Below are 16,417 nucleotides of genomic sequence, written 5' to 3'. Positions count from 1 at the left end.
CCGTCCGCCCGCCGTCGCCCGGCCGCCGCACGCCCCGGCGACCTGGGACCGCCCCGGCACCGCCGGACGGTCCGAACTGCGGCGCGACCTGCGCCACCTGTGCGCCGGGGTGGCGGGCGCGGTGGAACCGGGGGAGCTGGCCCTGGACCTCGAACTCGCCGAGAAGGCCGCCTTCCGCACCCTCGGCTGCCTGCTCTACGGCATGGGCCGCACCGCGGACGGGGTCTTCTGGTGGCGGATCGCCGCCCAGTACGGCGACCAACTGGCCGTCCACTGCCTGGCCGTCCACTACGCCGCCGAGGGCGAACGGCGCGACGCGGCCCGCTGGGCCGCCGAGGCCGAGGACCTCAGCGGCCCGGGGCGGCTGCCGGTGCTCGCCCCGGAGGCCCGGCCGGGCTGCGCCGCCGAGCTGGCCCGGCTGCTGGCGGAGCGCTACGACGGGGAGATCCTGCTGACCCTGCGGGACGCCGTGGCGGCACCGCCGGCGGCCGACGGCGGGCGGCTGGGCGTGCGCGCGGTGCGGGGGCGGGGGATGGTACGGATCCGGTGACGGGGCGGGTGCCCTTGGCGGTGGGCCGGGGCTCCGGCGGGGCGGGTCAGCTGAGTCCGGAGAGGGCGCTGCCGAGGTAGTCGGCGCCGAGCACGATCGGGACGGCGGTCGTGATCGCCGCGTGGTGTGCCGCCATCCAGGCGCGCCACTCGCCGAGGGCGTGGACCGAGCGGTCGGCGCCGCGGAACTGCACGGCGAGCGGCACCAGGGTGCCCAGCGAGCCGATCAGCACCAGCAGGGCGGCGGCCACCGTCCTCGCTCCGGTGCCGGACGGCGCTGCGGCTACCGAGGCGGCGCCGCCGACGGCCGGGATCAGCGTCGTGGGGCGGGATACGACCAGGACCACGGCGAGGGCGGCGGACCTGGCCGGGGTGAGGCGGTCGATCCCCAGCAGCCAGGTCGGTGGCGCGGTGACGTGCCCGGGCCGTGGACGGTCGCGCCACTGTTCGGCCGCGAGCCCGAGCAGGGCGATGCCCAGGGCGAGCTTCAGCCAGGACGACCAGGTCGGGCTGCCGCTGTCCGGGGCCAGTGCGCCGCCGGCCGTCACCACGAGCGCCGCGACCGCTGCCAGGCCGAGCACCCAGCCGGCCGCGAACGCCGAGCCGTTGGCCCGGCCGCGCGGTGAGGCGAGGATCAGCAGCACGGCGATCAGCGGCAGCGGACTGAGCGCGACCGCCACCGCCGAGGCCAGCACCGAGCCGATCGCCTCACCCATCCGCGGACCTGCCTTCCGTCGCCGGGCGCCGTCCGCCATTCAGCTACCGCCGGGGGCGGGGCGCACGGCCGGTGCCGCCGTTCGGGTGAGGGTGGGTGGGTGGTGGTGACCTTGTCGGGTGGGCGGGTGATCTTGTCCGGGATCGGCTGCGGGAGCGGCCGGGGGAACGGCCGGGGAGAACGGCTGCGGGGCCGCCGCACCGATGTGGTGCGACGGCCCCGCGACGGACTGCGTCGGCTGGTCGTCCGGCTGGCTATCGGAGCGGTCGCCCGGCCGGGCGGCGCCCGGTCAGTCGGTGCCGGACTCGATCGCCGCGTGGTCGAGCGCGGTCGGCCGCTCCTCGTCGCCGTTGCCGGCGGCGATCGGCGCCGCGCCGCCCGGGGCGAGCTCGCCGATCAGACCGCTCCACGGTGCCAGCTGGCCGTGACCCGCGTACAGCTCCAGCTTGCTGCGGGAGTCGGCGATGTCCAGGTTGCGCATGGTCAGCTGGCCGATCCGGTCGTCCGGGACGAAGGCGGCGTCGACGCTGCGCTCCATCGACAGCTTCTCCGGGTGGTAGCTGAAGTTCGGGCCCTGGGTGTCGATCACCGAGTAGTCCTGGCCGCGCCGCAGCCGCAGGGTGACACTGCCGGTGACGGCCTGGCCGACCCACTTCTGCAGGCTGTCCCGGAGCATGAGCGCCTGAGGGTCGAACCAGCGGCCCTCGTACATCAGGCGACCGAGGCGCCGGCCCTGGGTGTGGTAGGTGGCGAGGGTGTCCTCGTTGTGGATCGCGTTCAGGAGGCGCTCGTAGGCGATGTGCAGCAGCGCCATGGCCGGGGCCTCGTAGATGCCGCGGCTCTTGGCCTCGATGATCCGGTTCTCGATCTGGTCCGACATGCCCAGACCGTGCCGGCCGCCGATCCGGTTGGCCTCGTGCACCAGCTCCACGGCGGTGTCGAATGCACGGCCGTTGATCCGGACCGGACGGCCGAACTCGAAGTCGACGGTGACGTCCTCGGTCTGGATCTCGACGGAGGGGTCCCAGAAGGCGACGCCCATGATCGGGGCGACGATCTCCATCGAGGTGTCCAGGTACTCCAGCCGCTTGGCCTCGTGGGTGGCGCCCCAGATGTTGGCGTCGGTGGAGTAGGCCTTCTCGGCGGAGTCCCGGTAGGGCAGGTCGCGCTCGGCCAGCCACTCGGACATCTCCTTGCGGCCACCGAGCTGGTCGACGAAGTCCTGGTCCAGCCACGGCTTGTAGATCCGCAGGTTGGGGTTGGCGAGCAGACCGTAGCGGTAGAACCGCTCGATGTCGTTGCCCTTGTAGGTGGAACCGTCGCCCCAGATGGAGACGCCGTCCTCCTGCATGGCCCGGACCAGCAGGGTGCCGGTCACGGCACGGCCGAGCGGGGTGGTGTTGAAGTAGGTCTGCCCGGCGGAGCGGATGTGGAAGGCGCCGCAGGCCAGGGCGGCCAGGCCCTCCTCGACCAGCGGGGCCCGGCAGTCGATCAGGCGGGCCTGCTCGGCGCCGTAGGCACGGCCACGGGCCGGGACGTCGGCGAGGTTCGGCTCGTCGTACTGGCCGATGTCGGCCGTGTAGGCGTAGGGGACGGCACCGTGCTCGCGCATCCACGCGACCGCGACGGAGGTGTCCAACCCACCCGAGAATGCGATGCCGATCCGTTCACCGACCGGCAGCTTGCTCAAGACCTTCGACATGCATGCACCCTTGACCCACCCGCGCGGCGCGGGCTCCTGATTTAGCGACGTGTGAGGGGATTCGGCCTGATTGATCCGATGCCCGCACTCTGGCATAGATTTGCAGAGTACCGCAAGAGCATACGGACGCGCCGGGCGGGGTGGTCGATCCCGAGTGTCGCTTCCGGTCGTCGCTCTGGGCGTCAACTCCGCTGGGTGGTCCGGTGTTTGACGGGGCCGACGGTCGCGTGGGTCGGGTACGTCGCCCGGGGAGGGGAGTGGCCGGGAAAGCGAGGGGCCGGGCTCCCGAGGGGGAGTCCGGCCCTGCAGTGGTGACGGGGGTGCGGAGGTCAGGCCTTGCGGCCGACGCCTGCGTACATCCAGCGGGTGGAGCCCTCGGTCGGTCCGTCCGGGCGCCAGAGCGGGACGAAGTCCACGCCCGGTTCCACCGGCTCCCAGCCCGTGAGGAAGGCCTCCACCTCGGCGCGGCCCCGGAGCCGGATGCGCGAATCGGTGTCGTCCCAGGTCTTCACGACCTCGGCGGCCCGCTGCGGATTGCCCTCGGCGGTGCTGTGCGAGAGCAGCAGGAAGCTGCCCGGGGCGAGCCGGCGGTGCACCGCCCGGACGGCCGCGGCGGCCTGGGCGTCGTCGACGAAGTGCAGGACGGCCATCAGCATGACGGCGACCGGCTGGGAGAGGTCGATCAGCTCGCGCAGCGCGGGCCGGTCGAGCAGCTCGTCGAGGTCGCGCAGATCGCCGGTCAGCACGGTCGTGGAGTGGTTGCTCGCGAGCAGCGCCCGGCCGTGGGCGAGCACGATCGGGTCGTTGTCGATGTAGACCACCCGGGAGTCCGGGGCCAGCTCCTGCGCGACCTCGTGCACATTGCCCTGGGCGGGCAGGCCGGAGCCGATGTCGATGAACTGGCGGACGCCGGCCTCGACGCAGAGCTGGACGGCACGGCGCAGGAAGGCGCGGTTCTCCCGGGCCGCCTGCGGGATGTCGGGTGCGGCGGCGATCGCGTGCTCGGCGGCGGCCCGGTCGGGCGGGAAGTTGTCCTTGCCGCCCAGCCAGTAGTCGTAGATCCGGGCCGGATGGGGCCGGTGGGTCTGCAACATCACCGGGTCCACGAAGCCCGTCGTGTCGGTCACGTCCGCCGTGTTCGTGGCGTTGTCGAGCTCGGGCATCGCGTCCCCTCCGTTTGGCCTGATCAACTGTCATCAGAAGCTGGCAGCCAGCCGGTTGATCGGTTCTGCATCGTACCCGGCCCACTTGGAAGGACGATCAGCGCCCCGGGTCGGGTTCACCGCGAGGTCCACCGGCGGCGGAGGCCCGGGCGCGCAGCCAGGGAGTGCGGGCGGCGAGGACGCCGAGCCCGAGGGCCACCAGGTGTCCGGCGTCGGCCAGTTGCTGGTCCGTCGCCCAGGCGCCGGCCAGTGCGAGGGCCAGGGCCGGCAGGCCGTACCGGCGCAGCGCCCGCGGGCCCAGGGCGAGCAGGCAGCCGACGGTGGCGACCAGCCCGTAGCTGATCCCCACGTCCCTCGCGCGGGAGAGTGCGCCCGGGATGCGGGCGGTCAGCATGACCCACATGGCCCCCTCGGTGAGCAGGGTGGCGCCGAGGTGGCCGAAGACGAACACGGCGCCCGCGCGGGCCGGGCCCCAGCGCCACTCGGCCAGGCCCAGGGCGACGGCGACGGCCGCGATGCCGGCCCACGCCGGGACCCCGTCGACCACCAGGCCGCTGGTGAACAGCGTCCACCACTTGCCCACCTCCATGTGGTGGACGTTGCTGCTGTTGTGCCGGACGAACCGGGCCCGCGCGGCATGGCTCTCGTTGGCGAGCCAGGTGGCGGTGAGGGTCAGCAGGACGACGTAGACGGAGGTGAGGCGCAGCCGGAGGGCGGTTCTGCGGGCCGTCGAGCGGAGGGCGGCCGTTCTGGACGCCGCTCGCCGGGTGGTGGCGGGGTCGGGGTCGGTCGGTTTCGTCGTCCCGAGGCGGTCCGTCATCGTGCCTGGCGCCCTTGCTGTGCGGTGTCCGGTGCCGGCGGCTCCACGGGAGGCCGGAGAGCCAGCCTACGGCAGTCGGGGGTGTCCGCTCCGCCGACGGTTCTCGGACGGGTGACGCCCGGCATCCTCTGGGGGCCGGGAGGTTCTCGGGCGGTGCGGGGGCGGTGCGGGGGCGGTGCGCGGGCGGATGCCGGGCGGGTCTCGGGTGGGACTCGGGCGGTGCGTGAGGGAAGGAAGGCCGGAGCCGGAGCGGGGTCACCCGAACGGGCCGTCGCGGCGGCGGGTGGGGGCCGGGCCGGGCGAGGGTGAGGGGGACCGTCGAGGAGGCGCCGATGACCGGCAGCACCACCGGGGTGCCGGGGGCGCACCGGGGGCCCTGGTGGACGCCGGCCCGGGCGGTGTGGCGGTACGTCCGGCGTGCTCCCGGCACCTACATCTGGCTGGCGATCCTGCTGGTCACCACCCAGGTGATCCGGCACGTCGACCCGGCGACCGCCGACCGGATCCTGGAGCGGCGCTCCACCAACCTGCACCACTTGCAGGTCTCGCCGGTCCGGGTGTTGGCCACCAGCGCGCTGTGGATCGCGGGCGGTGGCTGGCTCGGCTACTTCGTGCTGTACAACCTCTTCCACGTGCCCGCCGAGCGCTGGCTGGGCACACTGCGCTGGCTCTCGGTCGCGGTGCTGGCGCACGTCGGCGCGACGTACCTCAGCGAGGGCGTCCTCGGCTGGGCGATCCACCGCGGCATTGCCGCGCCGAAGGCCGTCTACACGCTGGACTACGGGGTGAGCTACGCGCTCGCCGGGGTGGTCGGGGTGCTCACCTACCTGATCGTGCGGCCCTGGCGGTACGTGTACCTGGTGGGGGTGCTGGCCGTGTACGGCTACGGCGTCCACCAGAGCCGGGACTACACCAGCATCGGCCACCTCAGCGCGGCGCTGATCGGGCTCGCCTGCTATCCGATCGCCCGGGACCGGCCCGGCTCCTTCGACCCGGTCGCCTGCGTGGGTGCGGTCGGGCGGCGGTTGCGCGGGTGGCTGCGCAAGCGCTGAGGGACGGGCGGTGCGCGGCGAGCCCAGATCGGTGCCCGGCCTGCGGAGTGTGGTGGGCCGGGGCATTCGGTGAATGCCAACTGTTGGAAACGGTAGGGCTCTTAACCGTTCTTTACCGTACGGGCCTTCCCTCCGCCGGGCCCACCGACCAGGCTTACCCCCTGCTTCGCCGGGACCGCGCGACCGCGCGGCCGGCCTCAGGGGAGGACCGCACTCGTGCCCATCAGGCAACACCGACGGCTGCTGTTGAGCGCTGTCACGCTCACCGCCCTCGGACTGACCACCACTCAGGCGCTCGCCGCGCCGTCGACGTCGCCCACGGCGCAGCCCTGGCAGGTGCGGCACCAGGCGGACGTCGGGAAGCAGCACGCCGCGCAGACCAAGAAGGCCACCGCCCCCTCGACCTTCAGCCCCAAGGCCGACCCTGCGGCCGGGGACGGCGGCAACGAGGCGGAGAACTCCGCCGAGGGCGTCGCCCAGTACACCGAGGCGCGCACCGCGCCGGGCGTCGTGGCGCCGGGCGCCTACGGCGCGGCCTGGGCGCAGCTGCAGTCGATGCCGCACACCGACGGCAACTGGAAGCACGTCACCGACAAGCCGTACAACTCCGACGACCCGCGCTACCGGGACGTCAACTCCAACTCCAGCGGCGGCGCCGGTCTGGTGACCGGCCGGATCACCGGCATCGCGGCCGACAGCAACGGCTATGTGTACGCGGGCGGCGCCGACGGCGGGGTGTACCGCTCCCGCACCGGCGGCGGGCAGTGGCAGCCGATCGCGGACAGGCTGCCGACCCTCTCCACGGGCACGCTGAACCTGGACGAGGGCGGCCGGCTCTGGTACGCCACCGGCGAGTCCAACACCGGGGCCACCTCGTACGTGGGCACGGGTGTGTACGTGCTGTCCGACCCGCAGCACGGGAAGTTCCAGCCCGGCAACCGGGTGGGTGGCGCGGAGCTGGAGTCGACCATCATCCACGCGCTGCGCTTCGGCGGCGGCAAGGTGTGGGCGGCGACCAGCCGGGGTGTGTGGAGCCACTCGACCTCCGACCTGTCGGGGCCGTGGACGCTGGAGTTCGCGCCCAATCCGGACTACCTGCCGGGCGGTTCCAAGGACAAGGACCCGAGCGCGCCGTACAAGAACATCGCCAATGACATCGCGATCGACCCCAAGGACCCGTCCAAGGTCGTCCTGGCGGTCGGCTGGCGCGGCGGCGACACGTACAACGGCTTCTACAGCAAGGCCGCCGACGGCAGCTGGCAGCGCGTCGCCTCGATGGGCGACCTGCCGACAGACGCCGCGAACGTCGGCAACGTGACCTTCGCACGTTCGGCGGACGGCTCGCGCTACTACGCGATCGACCAGTCCCCGGATGTCGCCGCGCACAACCCGGACACCGGCCTCAAGGGCATCTACGTCTCCAAGTCGGGCTCGCCGTACGGCCCGTGGACGCTCATCGCGGACAAGGACAAGCTGAAGGGCTCCGGCTCCGCCCTCCAGGACGCGGGTTACCAGCCCGGCATCCAGGCCTGGTACAACCAGTCGCTCCAGGTCGACCCGGCCAACCCCGACCACGTCTACGCGGGCCTGGAGGAGGTCTTCGAGACCACCGACGGCGGCAGCAACTGGGCAACCGTCGGGCCGTACTGGAACAACGGGTTCCCGTGCTGGAGCATCGACCCGAGCAAGCAGACCGGTGACTGCTCGCCCACCGTCCACTCCGACCAGCACGCCGTCGCCTTCGGCAGCTACCAGGGCAAGGTGAACGTCTACGTCGGCAACGACGGCGGCATCTACCGGCGCCCCGGTAACGGGCAGTTGGACGCCTGGGGTCACGGTAAGGACTGGACCCCGCTGAACGACGGCACCATCGACACCCTCCAGTACTACTCGGTCGGCATCGGCAAGGACCCGGCGGACCGCTCCGGCAAGGGCGTCATCGTCACCGGCGGTCTGCAGGACAACGGCCAGTCGATCCTGCGCGCCCACGACAAGGTGATGGGCTCCAACTTCGGCGGCGACGGCGCCGACACCCTGGTCGACCCGGCCAACGGCTGCAACATCGCCCAGGAGTACGTCTACCTGGACATGTGGGTCACCCAGAACTGCGCCGTGAACGACGGCAGCTGGACGAAGGACCCGAGCAAGGCCACGTCCTTCGAGATCGCCCCGCCGGACAAGGACACCAGCGCCGCCCGGTTCATCGCGCCGCTCACCAGTGACCCCAAGGACACCAACACCTGGATCGCGGGCGGTCGGCACGTCTGGGTGCAGCACAAGGGTTACGCGATCCGCAGCGGCAGTGAGTGGACCAGCGCGTACGACCTGGGCGCCGGGCACGTCGCCACCGCCGTCGCCACCGTCAACGGGACGGTGTACGCGGGCTGGTGCGGTCCGTGCAACAACCAGGGCTTCAGCCGGGGCATCGCGGTCGGCAACATCGACGGCACCGGCTGGCACCAGCTGGACCTGCCCGTCGACGGCACCCTGCCGAACCGCTACATCTCCTCCTTCGCGGTGGACGAGAAGGACGCCCGGCACGTCATCGTCGCCTTCAACGGGTTCTCCCGGACCTGGACCGAGGGCCCCGGCGCGGGCACCGGCCACCTCTTCGAGACCCACGACGGCGGCGCGACCTGGACCGACGTCTCGGCCAACCTGCCCGACGTCCCGGCGACCTCGGTGAAGATCCTGTCCGACGGCGGGCTCGCCCTGGGATCCGACCTCGCCGCGTTCTACCGCGCGCCGGGCGAGAGCCGGTTCTCGGTGCTCGGCCGCAACCTGCCCACCACCGCGGTGCAGCAGCTCAAGACCGGCCCCGACGGCCGCCTGTACGCCGCCACCTTCGGGCGCGGCATCTGGTCGATCAACCCGCATCAGCTGTCCCAGGACAACGACAGCCAGGGTGACGACAACCAGGGCGACGACAACCAGGGCTGACGGTCCGCTTCGTCCCGGTGCCCGGCCCGCTCACCACGAGCGGGCCGGGCACCGGCGCGTCCGGTCACCCCGCGTCCGATGAACGGGCGGGCGCGGTGGATGTGCGCGGTGGATGTGCGCGGTGGGGCCTGGCTACTGGCCGACGCGCTGGGCCAGGCAGAGGATGTTGCCCTCGCTGTCCTTGAACCAGGCTGCGCGCATTCCCTCGCCCTCGGCGACGCCGTCGACCGTCTTGAGGCCGGGGAAGTCGTACTCCTCGAAGGTGATGCCGCGCTCGCCCAGGGCGGACATCTCCCCGTCGAGGTCGGCGACCTTGAAGCTGGCGAGGGTGTGGGCGGCCTGTCCGCCGCTGGGAGTGCGGTAGACGGTGAACTGGGTCGTGCCGCATTCGCAGGTCAGTTCCTCGTCGCCCTCGTCGACGACCTTGAGGCCGAGGACGTCGGTGTAGAAGGCCTTGGCGCGGGCGAGATCGGTGGCGGGGATGACCGCTTGCAGCGGTCCGTCTCCAAGCATGGTGTTTCGCCTCCTCTCGGTTACCAGGCTAGGGAGGTACGGAGCCCGTCGCCCGGCGGGCGGGGGACCGCTTCGGGCCGTGGGCGGCCGATCACGCCGAGGAGTTGGCGCAGGGACACGATGCTGTTGTCAAGGAGCGGTCAGTAGGCGGCGGCCGGCCGGCGCGGGGCCCGGCAGGCCGTGGGTCGTATACCGTCCGTCATGTCGGGCCTCCTTCCTGAGCGTCCTTGTCCTGCGAGGCGGCTTGTCCTGCGAGGTGGTTCGTACGCTGTCACGCGGCGTGGTCGGTTCGCAACCGATTTATCACCCTCCCGTCGGCCAGGCCTGCGGCATCTGCTCCAGGACGCCGCGACGGACAGCTCAGGTGCGCTCCAGCCGGTCGAGGACGACGGTGTCGCGCAGGTGCGGTGCCACGGCGCGCAGTGGTCGCCGGCGCCCTGGGCGGTGGTGAGCAGGATGTGCTCCTTGGGACAGCGCAGAAGGTCGTACAAGCGGCGGTCCTGGCCGGGGACCAGGATCTCGGTCTCGTAGGCGAGGACGAGGGCCGGGCAGCCGACCAGGTGGGCCACGCCCGCATCCCCCGCGAGAAAGGCATCCGCTGGGGCGGAGGATGCGCGTCCCGGCGTTCTGACCAGCGGAGAAGCAAGCTCCCAGGCGAGCGGTAGGGTCACCCGGGTGCGGTCCCGGGGCGGGCCCACCGCAGGCGGCAAGGGAGGCCCAGTGACCACATGGCGGCGGTTCGAACGCCAAGAGGACGCGCGCGAATTCTGGGAGATCCGCCAGGAAGGGATCCGCTGCTTCCTCCGCTGGGGCTCCGACCGCACCTCGGGCAAGGGGAGCACGACCATCCTCCACGACGAGGAACAGGCGCGACGCCACACAGCACGCAAGATCAACGAGCGTCTCCGCAAGGGCTTCACCGAGGTCGAACCGCCCTCCGGTCCGGCAGAAGCCGAGACCGCGTCACCGGTCCTGGACGTCATCACCAGGGCGGCCGGCCCCTACACGCCGGTCCCCGAGTTCCTGCCGGTCGAGGGCTTCGACCAGGTCTACCGCCGCGCAAGCGCACCCGATCACCCGATGGGCTTCCTCGAGTACTACGTGCTGCGCGAGCAGGGACGCACCGCGGTCCGATTCGCAGTGCGAGCCGGCAGCCACCAGGACGCGATGGTTGCCGAGTTCCTGGACTTCCTCTGCTCCAGACGTGACCTCGCCTTCGACGGCCGGTCCCACCACAAGGTGCCGTTGCCGCGCCCGGTCGGGTCCTTCGATCACGCGCTGTTCTGCTCGCCGGCACTTGGCCGGGCCTGTGCGGCCTATCCGGCAGCGGCGGCGCGAGTGGCGACAGCCTTCCCGATGTTCAACTGCGAGATCGGGGACGAGGACCCGGAGGTGCTGGTCGACGCCCGCATCCACGGTCCTGCCGCGCTGCCCTACAGCGACTGGGGACGATCGCCGTATCCCGCCGTTGACCTGCGCTTCGACGTCCAGCCGTCGTTCTACCGACCGTCACCGAAGTTCAAGGTCTTCCGTCCGGCCGACGTTCAGAAGCTCATGGACGTGCTGCGGACTGCATCGCCGCAGAGCTGGCTGGAGATGCGGTCCTTCCGAGGCGAGACCCTGCGTCTCCAGCCTGAGACGAGCATGTCCTTCGCTGACGTGCTCTCCGTTCTGACCAGCTGAGGACCCGACAGTCCTCGCCAGCGGTACCAGCGGCTGCGTTCCCCGAACCCCGGACACCCGGACCGCCGACACCTGGGCCGGTGGCGTTCCGCGGGTCCTGGTCAGGCGGCCGGCTGGGTGCGGTGGATGGGCGTCCGCCTGGTGAGAAGGCGTCGGCGTTCGTCCTCTGTCAGGCCGCCCCACACACCGTAGGGCTCGCGCGTCGAGAGGGCGTGACGTCGGCATTCGATCATGACCGGGCAGTCGACGCAGATGGCCTTCGCGGCCTCCTCACGCGCGTCGTGGGCAGAGCCACGCTCACCCGGGGGGTGGAAGAACAGGCTGGTGTCCGCTTGACGGCAGGCACCGTGGATCTGCCAGTTCCACTGGTGGTCGAAAGCTCCGGGCAAGCGGGATATGTCCGTCACGGCAGGTACCTTTCCGGTGTCGACAAACACTGCACAATCGCTCGTCTAACCAGCTTCTGGCACCTTAACCAGGGCACGGTGAGGGCCACTTGTGCTTGTGCGCGGCGAGGCGGCCCTTCTCGAAGAACGCCTTCTCCAGGGTCCGTATCAGGCGGGACGCCTTGACGACTGACGCAGACGCGGCGGGCGTCTGCGGGGATGGTGAAGGTGCCGTCTGCGGTCGCCGTGCGGCGTCTACTCTCCCCGGGGCTGGGCCAGGGGGCGCCCCAGCGCGCTGTTCGACAGATCGGCCAGCAGCGCGGCGACGTCCCGGTGGACCTCCAACGCGCCGGCGGCTCGCAGATCGCGGGCACTCCAGCCACCCGACAGGACGGCGATGCACGGCACGCCCGCCTCGGCGGCCGCCTGCACGTCCCAGAGGGTGTCGCCGACGAACACCGCCTCGTCGGTGCGGGCACCGGCCTTGTCGAGCGCCGCGTGGACCAGGTCCGGCGCGGGCTTGCTCTGGCGCACGTCGTCCGCGCTGGTCGCCTCCGTGATCGCATCGTCCGCGCCGAGGGCGCGCCGCATGACCTCCAGGTCACGGCCGGAGGCCGAGCTCGCCAGGACAACCGTCCACCCGCGGGCCGTCACCGCCCGCAGCAGGGCCGCCGCACCGTCGAAGGCCCGCAGCCGAGGCCAGAAGCGTCCGTAGAGAGCCTTCTGCGCGGCGCTGATCTCCTCGTCCTGGCTGGGGTCCCGGTCGGGGCCGAGCAGCTCGTCGAGCAGTTGGTCGCCGCCCATGCCGATCGCGCGGTGGATTCGGGCCATGGCGGGGTGGTGGTCGTACTGCGCCAGTGCCTCCGCCCAGGCCACGGTGTGCAGATAGTTCGTGTCGAGCAGCGTTCCGTCGACATCGAACAGAGCTGCCGGCGCCATGGGCCAACCTGCCTTCGCGTAACGGGGACCAGAGCACCGACAGTACGGTGGGGCGCCCTGACGCGCGACCGCTTCCGTGCCGCGCTCCTGGCGGGGGACCATGCGACCTCAGGTCGCCGCCTTGCACGCGTGTGGCCGCCGCCGTTTCGCCCGCTGCTTCCCGGGGAGGCGCTCAGTATGGTTCGTATCGGTTACACGATGATGAGTGAGCAGCGAGGTCCGCGGCAGCTGGTGCAGGACGTGGTGCGGGCCGAACAGGTCGGGTTCGACTTCTCGGTGGCGTCCGACCACTACTTCCCCTGGCTGGACGAGCAGGGACACTCCCCGTACGTGTGGAGCGTGCTGGGCGCGGCGGCGCAGGCGACCGAGCGGATTCCCCTGATGACCTATGTGACCTGTCCGACCATGCGGTACCACCCGGCGGTGGTGGCGCAGAAGGCGGCCACCGTCCAGTTGCTCTCCGACGGCCGGTTCCGGCTCGGCCTGGGCTCGGGGGAGAACCTCAACGAGCACATTGTGGGAGGGGGCTGGCCCGCGGCCGATGTGCGCCAGCAGATGCTGGTCGAGGCGGTCGAGATCATCAGGGCCCTGTTCGCCGGCGGCTACGTCAACCACCGGGGCGAGTACTTCCAGGTGGAGTCGGCGAAGCTGTGGGACCTACCGGAGCAGGCACCGCCGATCGGCATCGCCGTCTCCGGGGCACAGTCGTGCCGGATCGCCGGGGAACTCGCCGACCTGGTGATCGCGGTGGAACCCGAGCGGGCGCTGCTGGACGCCTTCGACAGCCACGGTGGGGCGGGCAAGCCGAAGGTGGGGCAGCTGCCGGTCTGCTACGACCCCGACCGGGAGGCCGCTGTGGCCCGCGCCCACGCGCAGTTCCGCTGGTTCGGCGGCGGGTGGAAGGTCAACGCCGAACTCCCCGGTCCGGCCGCCTTCGATGCCGCAAGCCGGTTCGTGCGCCCCGAGGACGTATCGGCGTCCATCCCCTGCGGTGCCGATGTGGAACCTTTCGTGGACGCGGTGCGCGCCTTCGCCGACGCCGGGTTCACCGAGGTCGCCTTGGTGCAGATCGGCGGGGATGCGCAGGGGCCGTTTCTCGGCTGGGCCGAGAAGTCCCTGCTTCCGGCCCTCCGGGAGCTCTGAAAGCCCGGGAGCTCTGAAAGCAAGCCGGCGGCCCCGGATGTCGGCGGGTCCCGGGTCGCCCGCGGCTTGTCCGTGGCTAGGCCCTCAGCACTGCGCTGCCCCCGGCCGGCTCAGGCCGCCAGGCTGCCTTGTCACGGGGCGGTGTCACAGGGGCGGTGGCACGTCGCTCTCGCGGCTTCCGCAGGTGGCCGAGCGGCTCAGCACCTCGGCCGGCTCAGCACCTCGGCGCTGACGACGCGGTGCCACCGGCTCAGGGTGCTGGCCTGCTCACGCGCACGCTCGGCCAGGCGGTCGAGCTGGTCCGGATCAAGGCGCGGGTCGTCGTCGGCGATGGCGCGAAGGGCGTGCCACAGCGCCGCCTTTCCCTCGACACCGGCGCGCAGCGCCTCCAACTCGACCAGGTCGCTGAGAGGGGACCGACGCAGCAGAGTGCCGTTCGGCTTCAGCCGGCCGACCCGCTCGCCGGCGAGACCGAGCCAGGTGCGGTAGCGGTGTACGGGCACGCCGAGTCGGTTCATGATGCGCACCAGGTCGTCGCGATCCCGTCGGACCTCCATGGCGAGGCCACGCAGGTCCGCCGCGCGCTGGCTGTCGGCGTGCGTGTCCGCCATCCGGCGCGCGAGCGCGGTACCGCCGAACGCGCCGGTGAGGTGGTCGTTGAGGTAGACGCCCAACGGTTCCGCCATCTGCTGTTTCGACATCACGATCTCCCAAGAATCGGAACTTCGCGGCCGACGGCACGAGGGGAGGAGTTGCTGCATGTCGTGCTGCTGGAGGAACCCGCCACTCGGCGCTGGCTCACCAGCGATACCAACGGCCGCGCGAGCCGCCGGCCCCAGCCCCGCGGAACACGAAACCCAGCAGCCACAGCACCAGCAGCACGACGGCTACCCACCACAGGATGTGGATGGCGAATCCGACACCGGCCAGGACCACCACCAGCAGAAGCACCAACAGCAGAGCAACCATGGTCATCGACCTCCTTGTGCTGCGGGTGCCCGGCTGCGCCGAACTCATGCGTGCCCCCTGAAGGGGCGCCGACCCCAGCCGCCGCGTCGTTGCCAGAGCCGCAGCGCGCCCGCCCGCCCGGACAAGATCTCGCCTGCGAGGCGCGGCAGAGGTGCGCCGGGCCTCCGCCGCGCTGGAGCGGATCGTGAAGACGCCTACGGTATCGGTGCCCCGGGGCGCGGCGAACGGGGCTCCCGGGTGAGCGGCTGTGGGTGGCGTCAGCGGGCGAACTTCTCGATGGCCGCCGGGGTGACGGGGGTGAAGAAGTTGACGAGATTGCCATCGGGGTCGCGGAACAGCAGCGACCGGTTGCCCCAGGGCATCGTGGTGGGCTCGGTGACGAAGTCCGTGACGAAGCCGGTCAGGTTCTGGTGAACGCGGTCCACGTCGTCGACGAGGAACTCGGTGATCACGCTGTGGTTGTCCGCTGGGCGGGCAGAGCCCGGGGCGAACAGCGGGACGGTGCGGGTGCTGCCGATCGCCAGGGTGGCGCCCGCGGTCCTGAGTTCGGCGAAGTCTTCGTTGGCCCACGTCGCCTGCGCCCCGGTGACTCGCTCGTAGAAGTCGACGAGGCGCGCTACGTCGCTGGTGATGATGCGGATCGAGACGAAGTCCATGGGAATCTCCTTGGCTGTGCTGAAGGCGTGCACGTCGCAGGCTAGGAGAAATAGTGGACAGAATCGGTCCTGTATCCGGGTTGGGCATGCGAACATGCCTCGCGGGCCGGGTGGCTCAGGTGCATCGGGACGGCGAGGAGTTCTCGGTGGTGACCGAGGACTGGCAGCGGGTGCGGGCGCGGCGGGTGCTGGTGACCACGGGACTGGTCGACGAGCTGCCGGACGTGCCCGGGTTGGCCGCGCGGTGGGGGCGCGATGTCCTGCACTGCGTGTACTGCCACGGCTGGGAGGTGCGTGACCGGGCGATCGGCGTCCTCGGCAGTTTCCACCAGGCGCTGCTGTTCCGGCAGCTGTCCGAGGACGTCACCCTGTTCCCGCACGGGGGAGCGGAGCTGACGGAGGAGCAGTGGGAGCAGTTGGCCGGGTTGGGCGTCGGGGTGGTCGAGGGGCAGGTCGGCGCCCTGGTCATCGACGAGGGGCAGGACCGGCTGACGGGGGTGCGTCTGGTGTCGGGTGTGACGGTGCCGGTTCAGGAACTGGTGGTGGCGCCGCGGTTCGTGGCACGGGCCGGGTTCCTCGACGGACTGGGCCTGACGGTGCAGGAGCACCCCATGGGACTCGGCGAGCAGGTGAAGGCGGACGGTTCTGGCTTCACCGGGGTCGCCGGGGTCTGGGCGGCGGGCAATGTCAGCGACGTGCTGGCCGGCGTTCCGCAGGCCATGGCGGCCGGGGTCGGGGCGGCGGTGGCGATCAACAGGAATCTGCTGCTGGACGACGCGGGCCGTGCGGCGGAGTCCCGTACTGCGGTCCCCGGCTCCGGCGCTTTCAGAGGGGCCATGGAGGCCGAGGTGTCGCGGCGGGTGCTGGGCACCCGTGTGCACGGGCTGGAGGGACTGCCGCACGAAGGCTGAGCGCCGTGGGCCGATCGGCGGGAGGCGGGGATCAGGTGGTGCGGGCCTTGAGGTGGGCCCGCTCTCCCTGGGTGCCGAACAGGATGAGGAGTTCCACGGTGCGCGCGTCGTCGGGGCCGAGCCAGTGCGGGACATGGGTGTCGAATTCAGCGGCTTCGCCGGGTTTGAGGATCACGGTCTCGTCGCCGAGCAGCAGGCGCAGGCGGCCTGCGAGGACGTAGACCCATTCGAAGCCCTCATGCGTGCTCAGGTGGGGTTCGCACCGCCACCGGCCCC

General features: G+C 71.7%; 15 protein-coding genes and 2 pseudogenes. 6 read left to right on the top strand and 11 right to left on the bottom strand.

What is annotated here, in order from left to right; translation table 11 throughout:
• Nucleotides 1–550 (top strand): annotated as a pseudogene (locus BG452_RS37745) (hypothetical protein); the annotation flags it as partial.
• Between the two features lie 46 nt (nt 551–596).
• Here the strand turns inward: BG452_RS37745 and BG452_RS37740 are convergent.
• The 4 genes from BG452_RS37740 to BG452_RS37725 form a co-directional block, all read right to left on the bottom strand.
• On the bottom strand, nt 597–1,265 hold the full coding sequence (locus BG452_RS37740; RefSeq protein ID WP_188308847.1) for a GAP family protein: 669 nt from the start codon (nt 1,263–1,265) through the stop codon (nt 597–599).
• 288 nt (nt 1,266–1,553) lie between these two features.
• Complete coding sequence (argG, locus tag BG452_RS37735; protein WP_188308846.1) at nt 1,554–2,966, bottom strand: argininosuccinate synthase; 1,413 nt, start codon at nt 2,964–2,966, stop codon at nt 1,554–1,556.
• Between the two features lie 329 nt (nt 2,967–3,295).
• Entirely contained in the window at nt 3,296–4,129 is an 834-nt protein-coding gene (locus tag BG452_RS37730; RefSeq protein ID WP_223243310.1) for an SAM-dependent methyltransferase, read from the bottom strand.
• Nucleotides 4,130–4,226: 97 nt separating this feature from the next.
• Nucleotides 4,227–4,949 (bottom strand): rhomboid-like protein, encoded by a 723-nt coding sequence (locus tag BG452_RS37725; RefSeq protein WP_223243309.1) that lies wholly within the window; start codon nt 4,947–4,949, stop codon nt 4,227–4,229.
• A 332-nt stretch (nt 4,950–5,281) separates the two neighbouring features.
• On the opposite strand from BG452_RS37725, the gene BG452_RS37720 reads away from it, so the two are divergent.
• On the top strand, nt 5,282–6,001 hold the full coding sequence (locus BG452_RS37720; RefSeq protein WP_188308845.1) for a rhomboid-like protein: 720 nt from the start codon (nt 5,282–5,284) through the stop codon (nt 5,999–6,001).
• 216 nt (nt 6,002–6,217) lie between these two features.
• Nucleotides 6,218–8,941, top strand: a complete 2,724-nt coding sequence (locus tag BG452_RS37715) for a glycosyl hydrolase (RefSeq protein ID WP_188308844.1) — start codon at nt 6,218–6,220, stop codon at nt 8,939–8,941.
• A gap of 132 nt (nt 8,942–9,073) precedes the next feature.
• Here the strand turns inward: BG452_RS37715 and BG452_RS37710 are convergent, their stop codons facing one another.
• A complete protein-coding gene (locus BG452_RS37710) occupies nt 9,074–9,454 on the bottom strand; it encodes a VOC family protein (protein ID WP_223243308.1) in 381 nt (126 codons plus the stop codon).
• A 720-nt stretch (nt 9,455–10,174) separates the two neighbouring features.
• On the opposite strand from BG452_RS37710, the gene BG452_RS37705 reads away from it, so the two are divergent.
• Entirely contained in the window at nt 10,175–11,137 is a 963-nt protein-coding gene (locus BG452_RS37705; protein ID WP_188308843.1) for a WGR domain-containing protein, read from the top strand.
• A 101-nt stretch (nt 11,138–11,238) separates the two neighbouring features.
• On the opposite strand, the gene BG452_RS37700 is transcribed toward BG452_RS37705, so the two are convergent.
• Entirely contained in the window at nt 11,239–11,544 is a 306-nt protein-coding gene (locus BG452_RS37700) for a WhiB family transcriptional regulator (protein WP_188308842.1), read from the bottom strand.
• Nucleotides 11,545–11,778: 234 nt separating this feature from the next.
• A complete protein-coding gene (locus tag BG452_RS37695) occupies nt 11,779–12,462 on the bottom strand; it encodes an HAD family hydrolase (protein ID WP_188308841.1) in 684 nt (227 codons plus the stop codon).
• 177 nt (nt 12,463–12,639) lie between these two features.
• On the opposite strand from BG452_RS37695, the gene BG452_RS37690 reads away from it, so the two are divergent.
• Nucleotides 12,640–13,605, top strand: coding sequence for an LLM class F420-dependent oxidoreductase (locus tag BG452_RS37690; RefSeq protein ID WP_188308840.1), 966 nt, complete (start codon nt 12,640–12,642; stop codon nt 13,603–13,605).
• 197 nt (nt 13,606–13,802) lie between these two features.
• Here BG452_RS37690 and BG452_RS37685 read toward each other — a convergent pair whose 3' ends face one another.
• The 3 genes from BG452_RS37685 to BG452_RS37675 form a co-directional block, all read right to left on the bottom strand.
• The gene (locus BG452_RS37685; RefSeq protein WP_223243307.1) at nt 13,803–14,366 is read right to left on the bottom strand and encodes a hypothetical protein; all 564 of its coding nucleotides are present in this window, start codon (nt 14,364–14,366) and stop codon (nt 13,803–13,805) included.
• Nucleotides 14,367–14,403: 37 nt separating this feature from the next.
• Entirely contained in the window at nt 14,404–14,574 is a 171-nt protein-coding gene (locus tag BG452_RS37680; protein ID WP_188308853.1) for a DUF5670 family protein, read from the bottom strand.
• Nucleotides 14,575–14,831: 257 nt separating this feature from the next.
• Nucleotides 14,832–15,230 (bottom strand): VOC family protein, encoded by a 399-nt coding sequence (locus BG452_RS37675; protein WP_188308839.1) that lies wholly within the window; start codon nt 15,228–15,230, stop codon nt 14,832–14,834.
• A gap of 110 nt (nt 15,231–15,340) precedes the next feature.
• On the opposite strand from BG452_RS37675, the gene BG452_RS37670 reads away from it, so the two are divergent.
• Nucleotides 15,341–16,141: an NAD(P)/FAD-dependent oxidoreductase gene (locus BG452_RS37670; protein ID WP_188308838.1), complete on the top strand. Its 801-nt coding sequence runs from the start codon at nt 15,341–15,343 to the stop codon at nt 16,139–16,141.
• A gap of 31 nt (nt 16,142–16,172) precedes the next feature.
• Here the strand turns inward: BG452_RS37670 and BG452_RS37665 are convergent.
• Nucleotides 16,173–16,400: pseudogene (locus BG452_RS37665) on the bottom strand (cupin domain-containing protein); the annotation flags it as partial.
• Nucleotides 16,401–16,417: the final 17 nt, after the last annotated feature.

The sequence above is a fragment of the Streptomyces sp. CBMA123 genome (assembly GCF_014596465.1).
In the GTDB taxonomy this organism is placed as follows: Bacteria; Actinomycetota; Actinomycetes; order Streptomycetales; family Streptomycetaceae; genus Kitasatospora.
The sequence above is the reverse complement of the archived record's forward strand: the minus strand, read 5'-3'. Positions and strand labels throughout refer to the sequence as shown.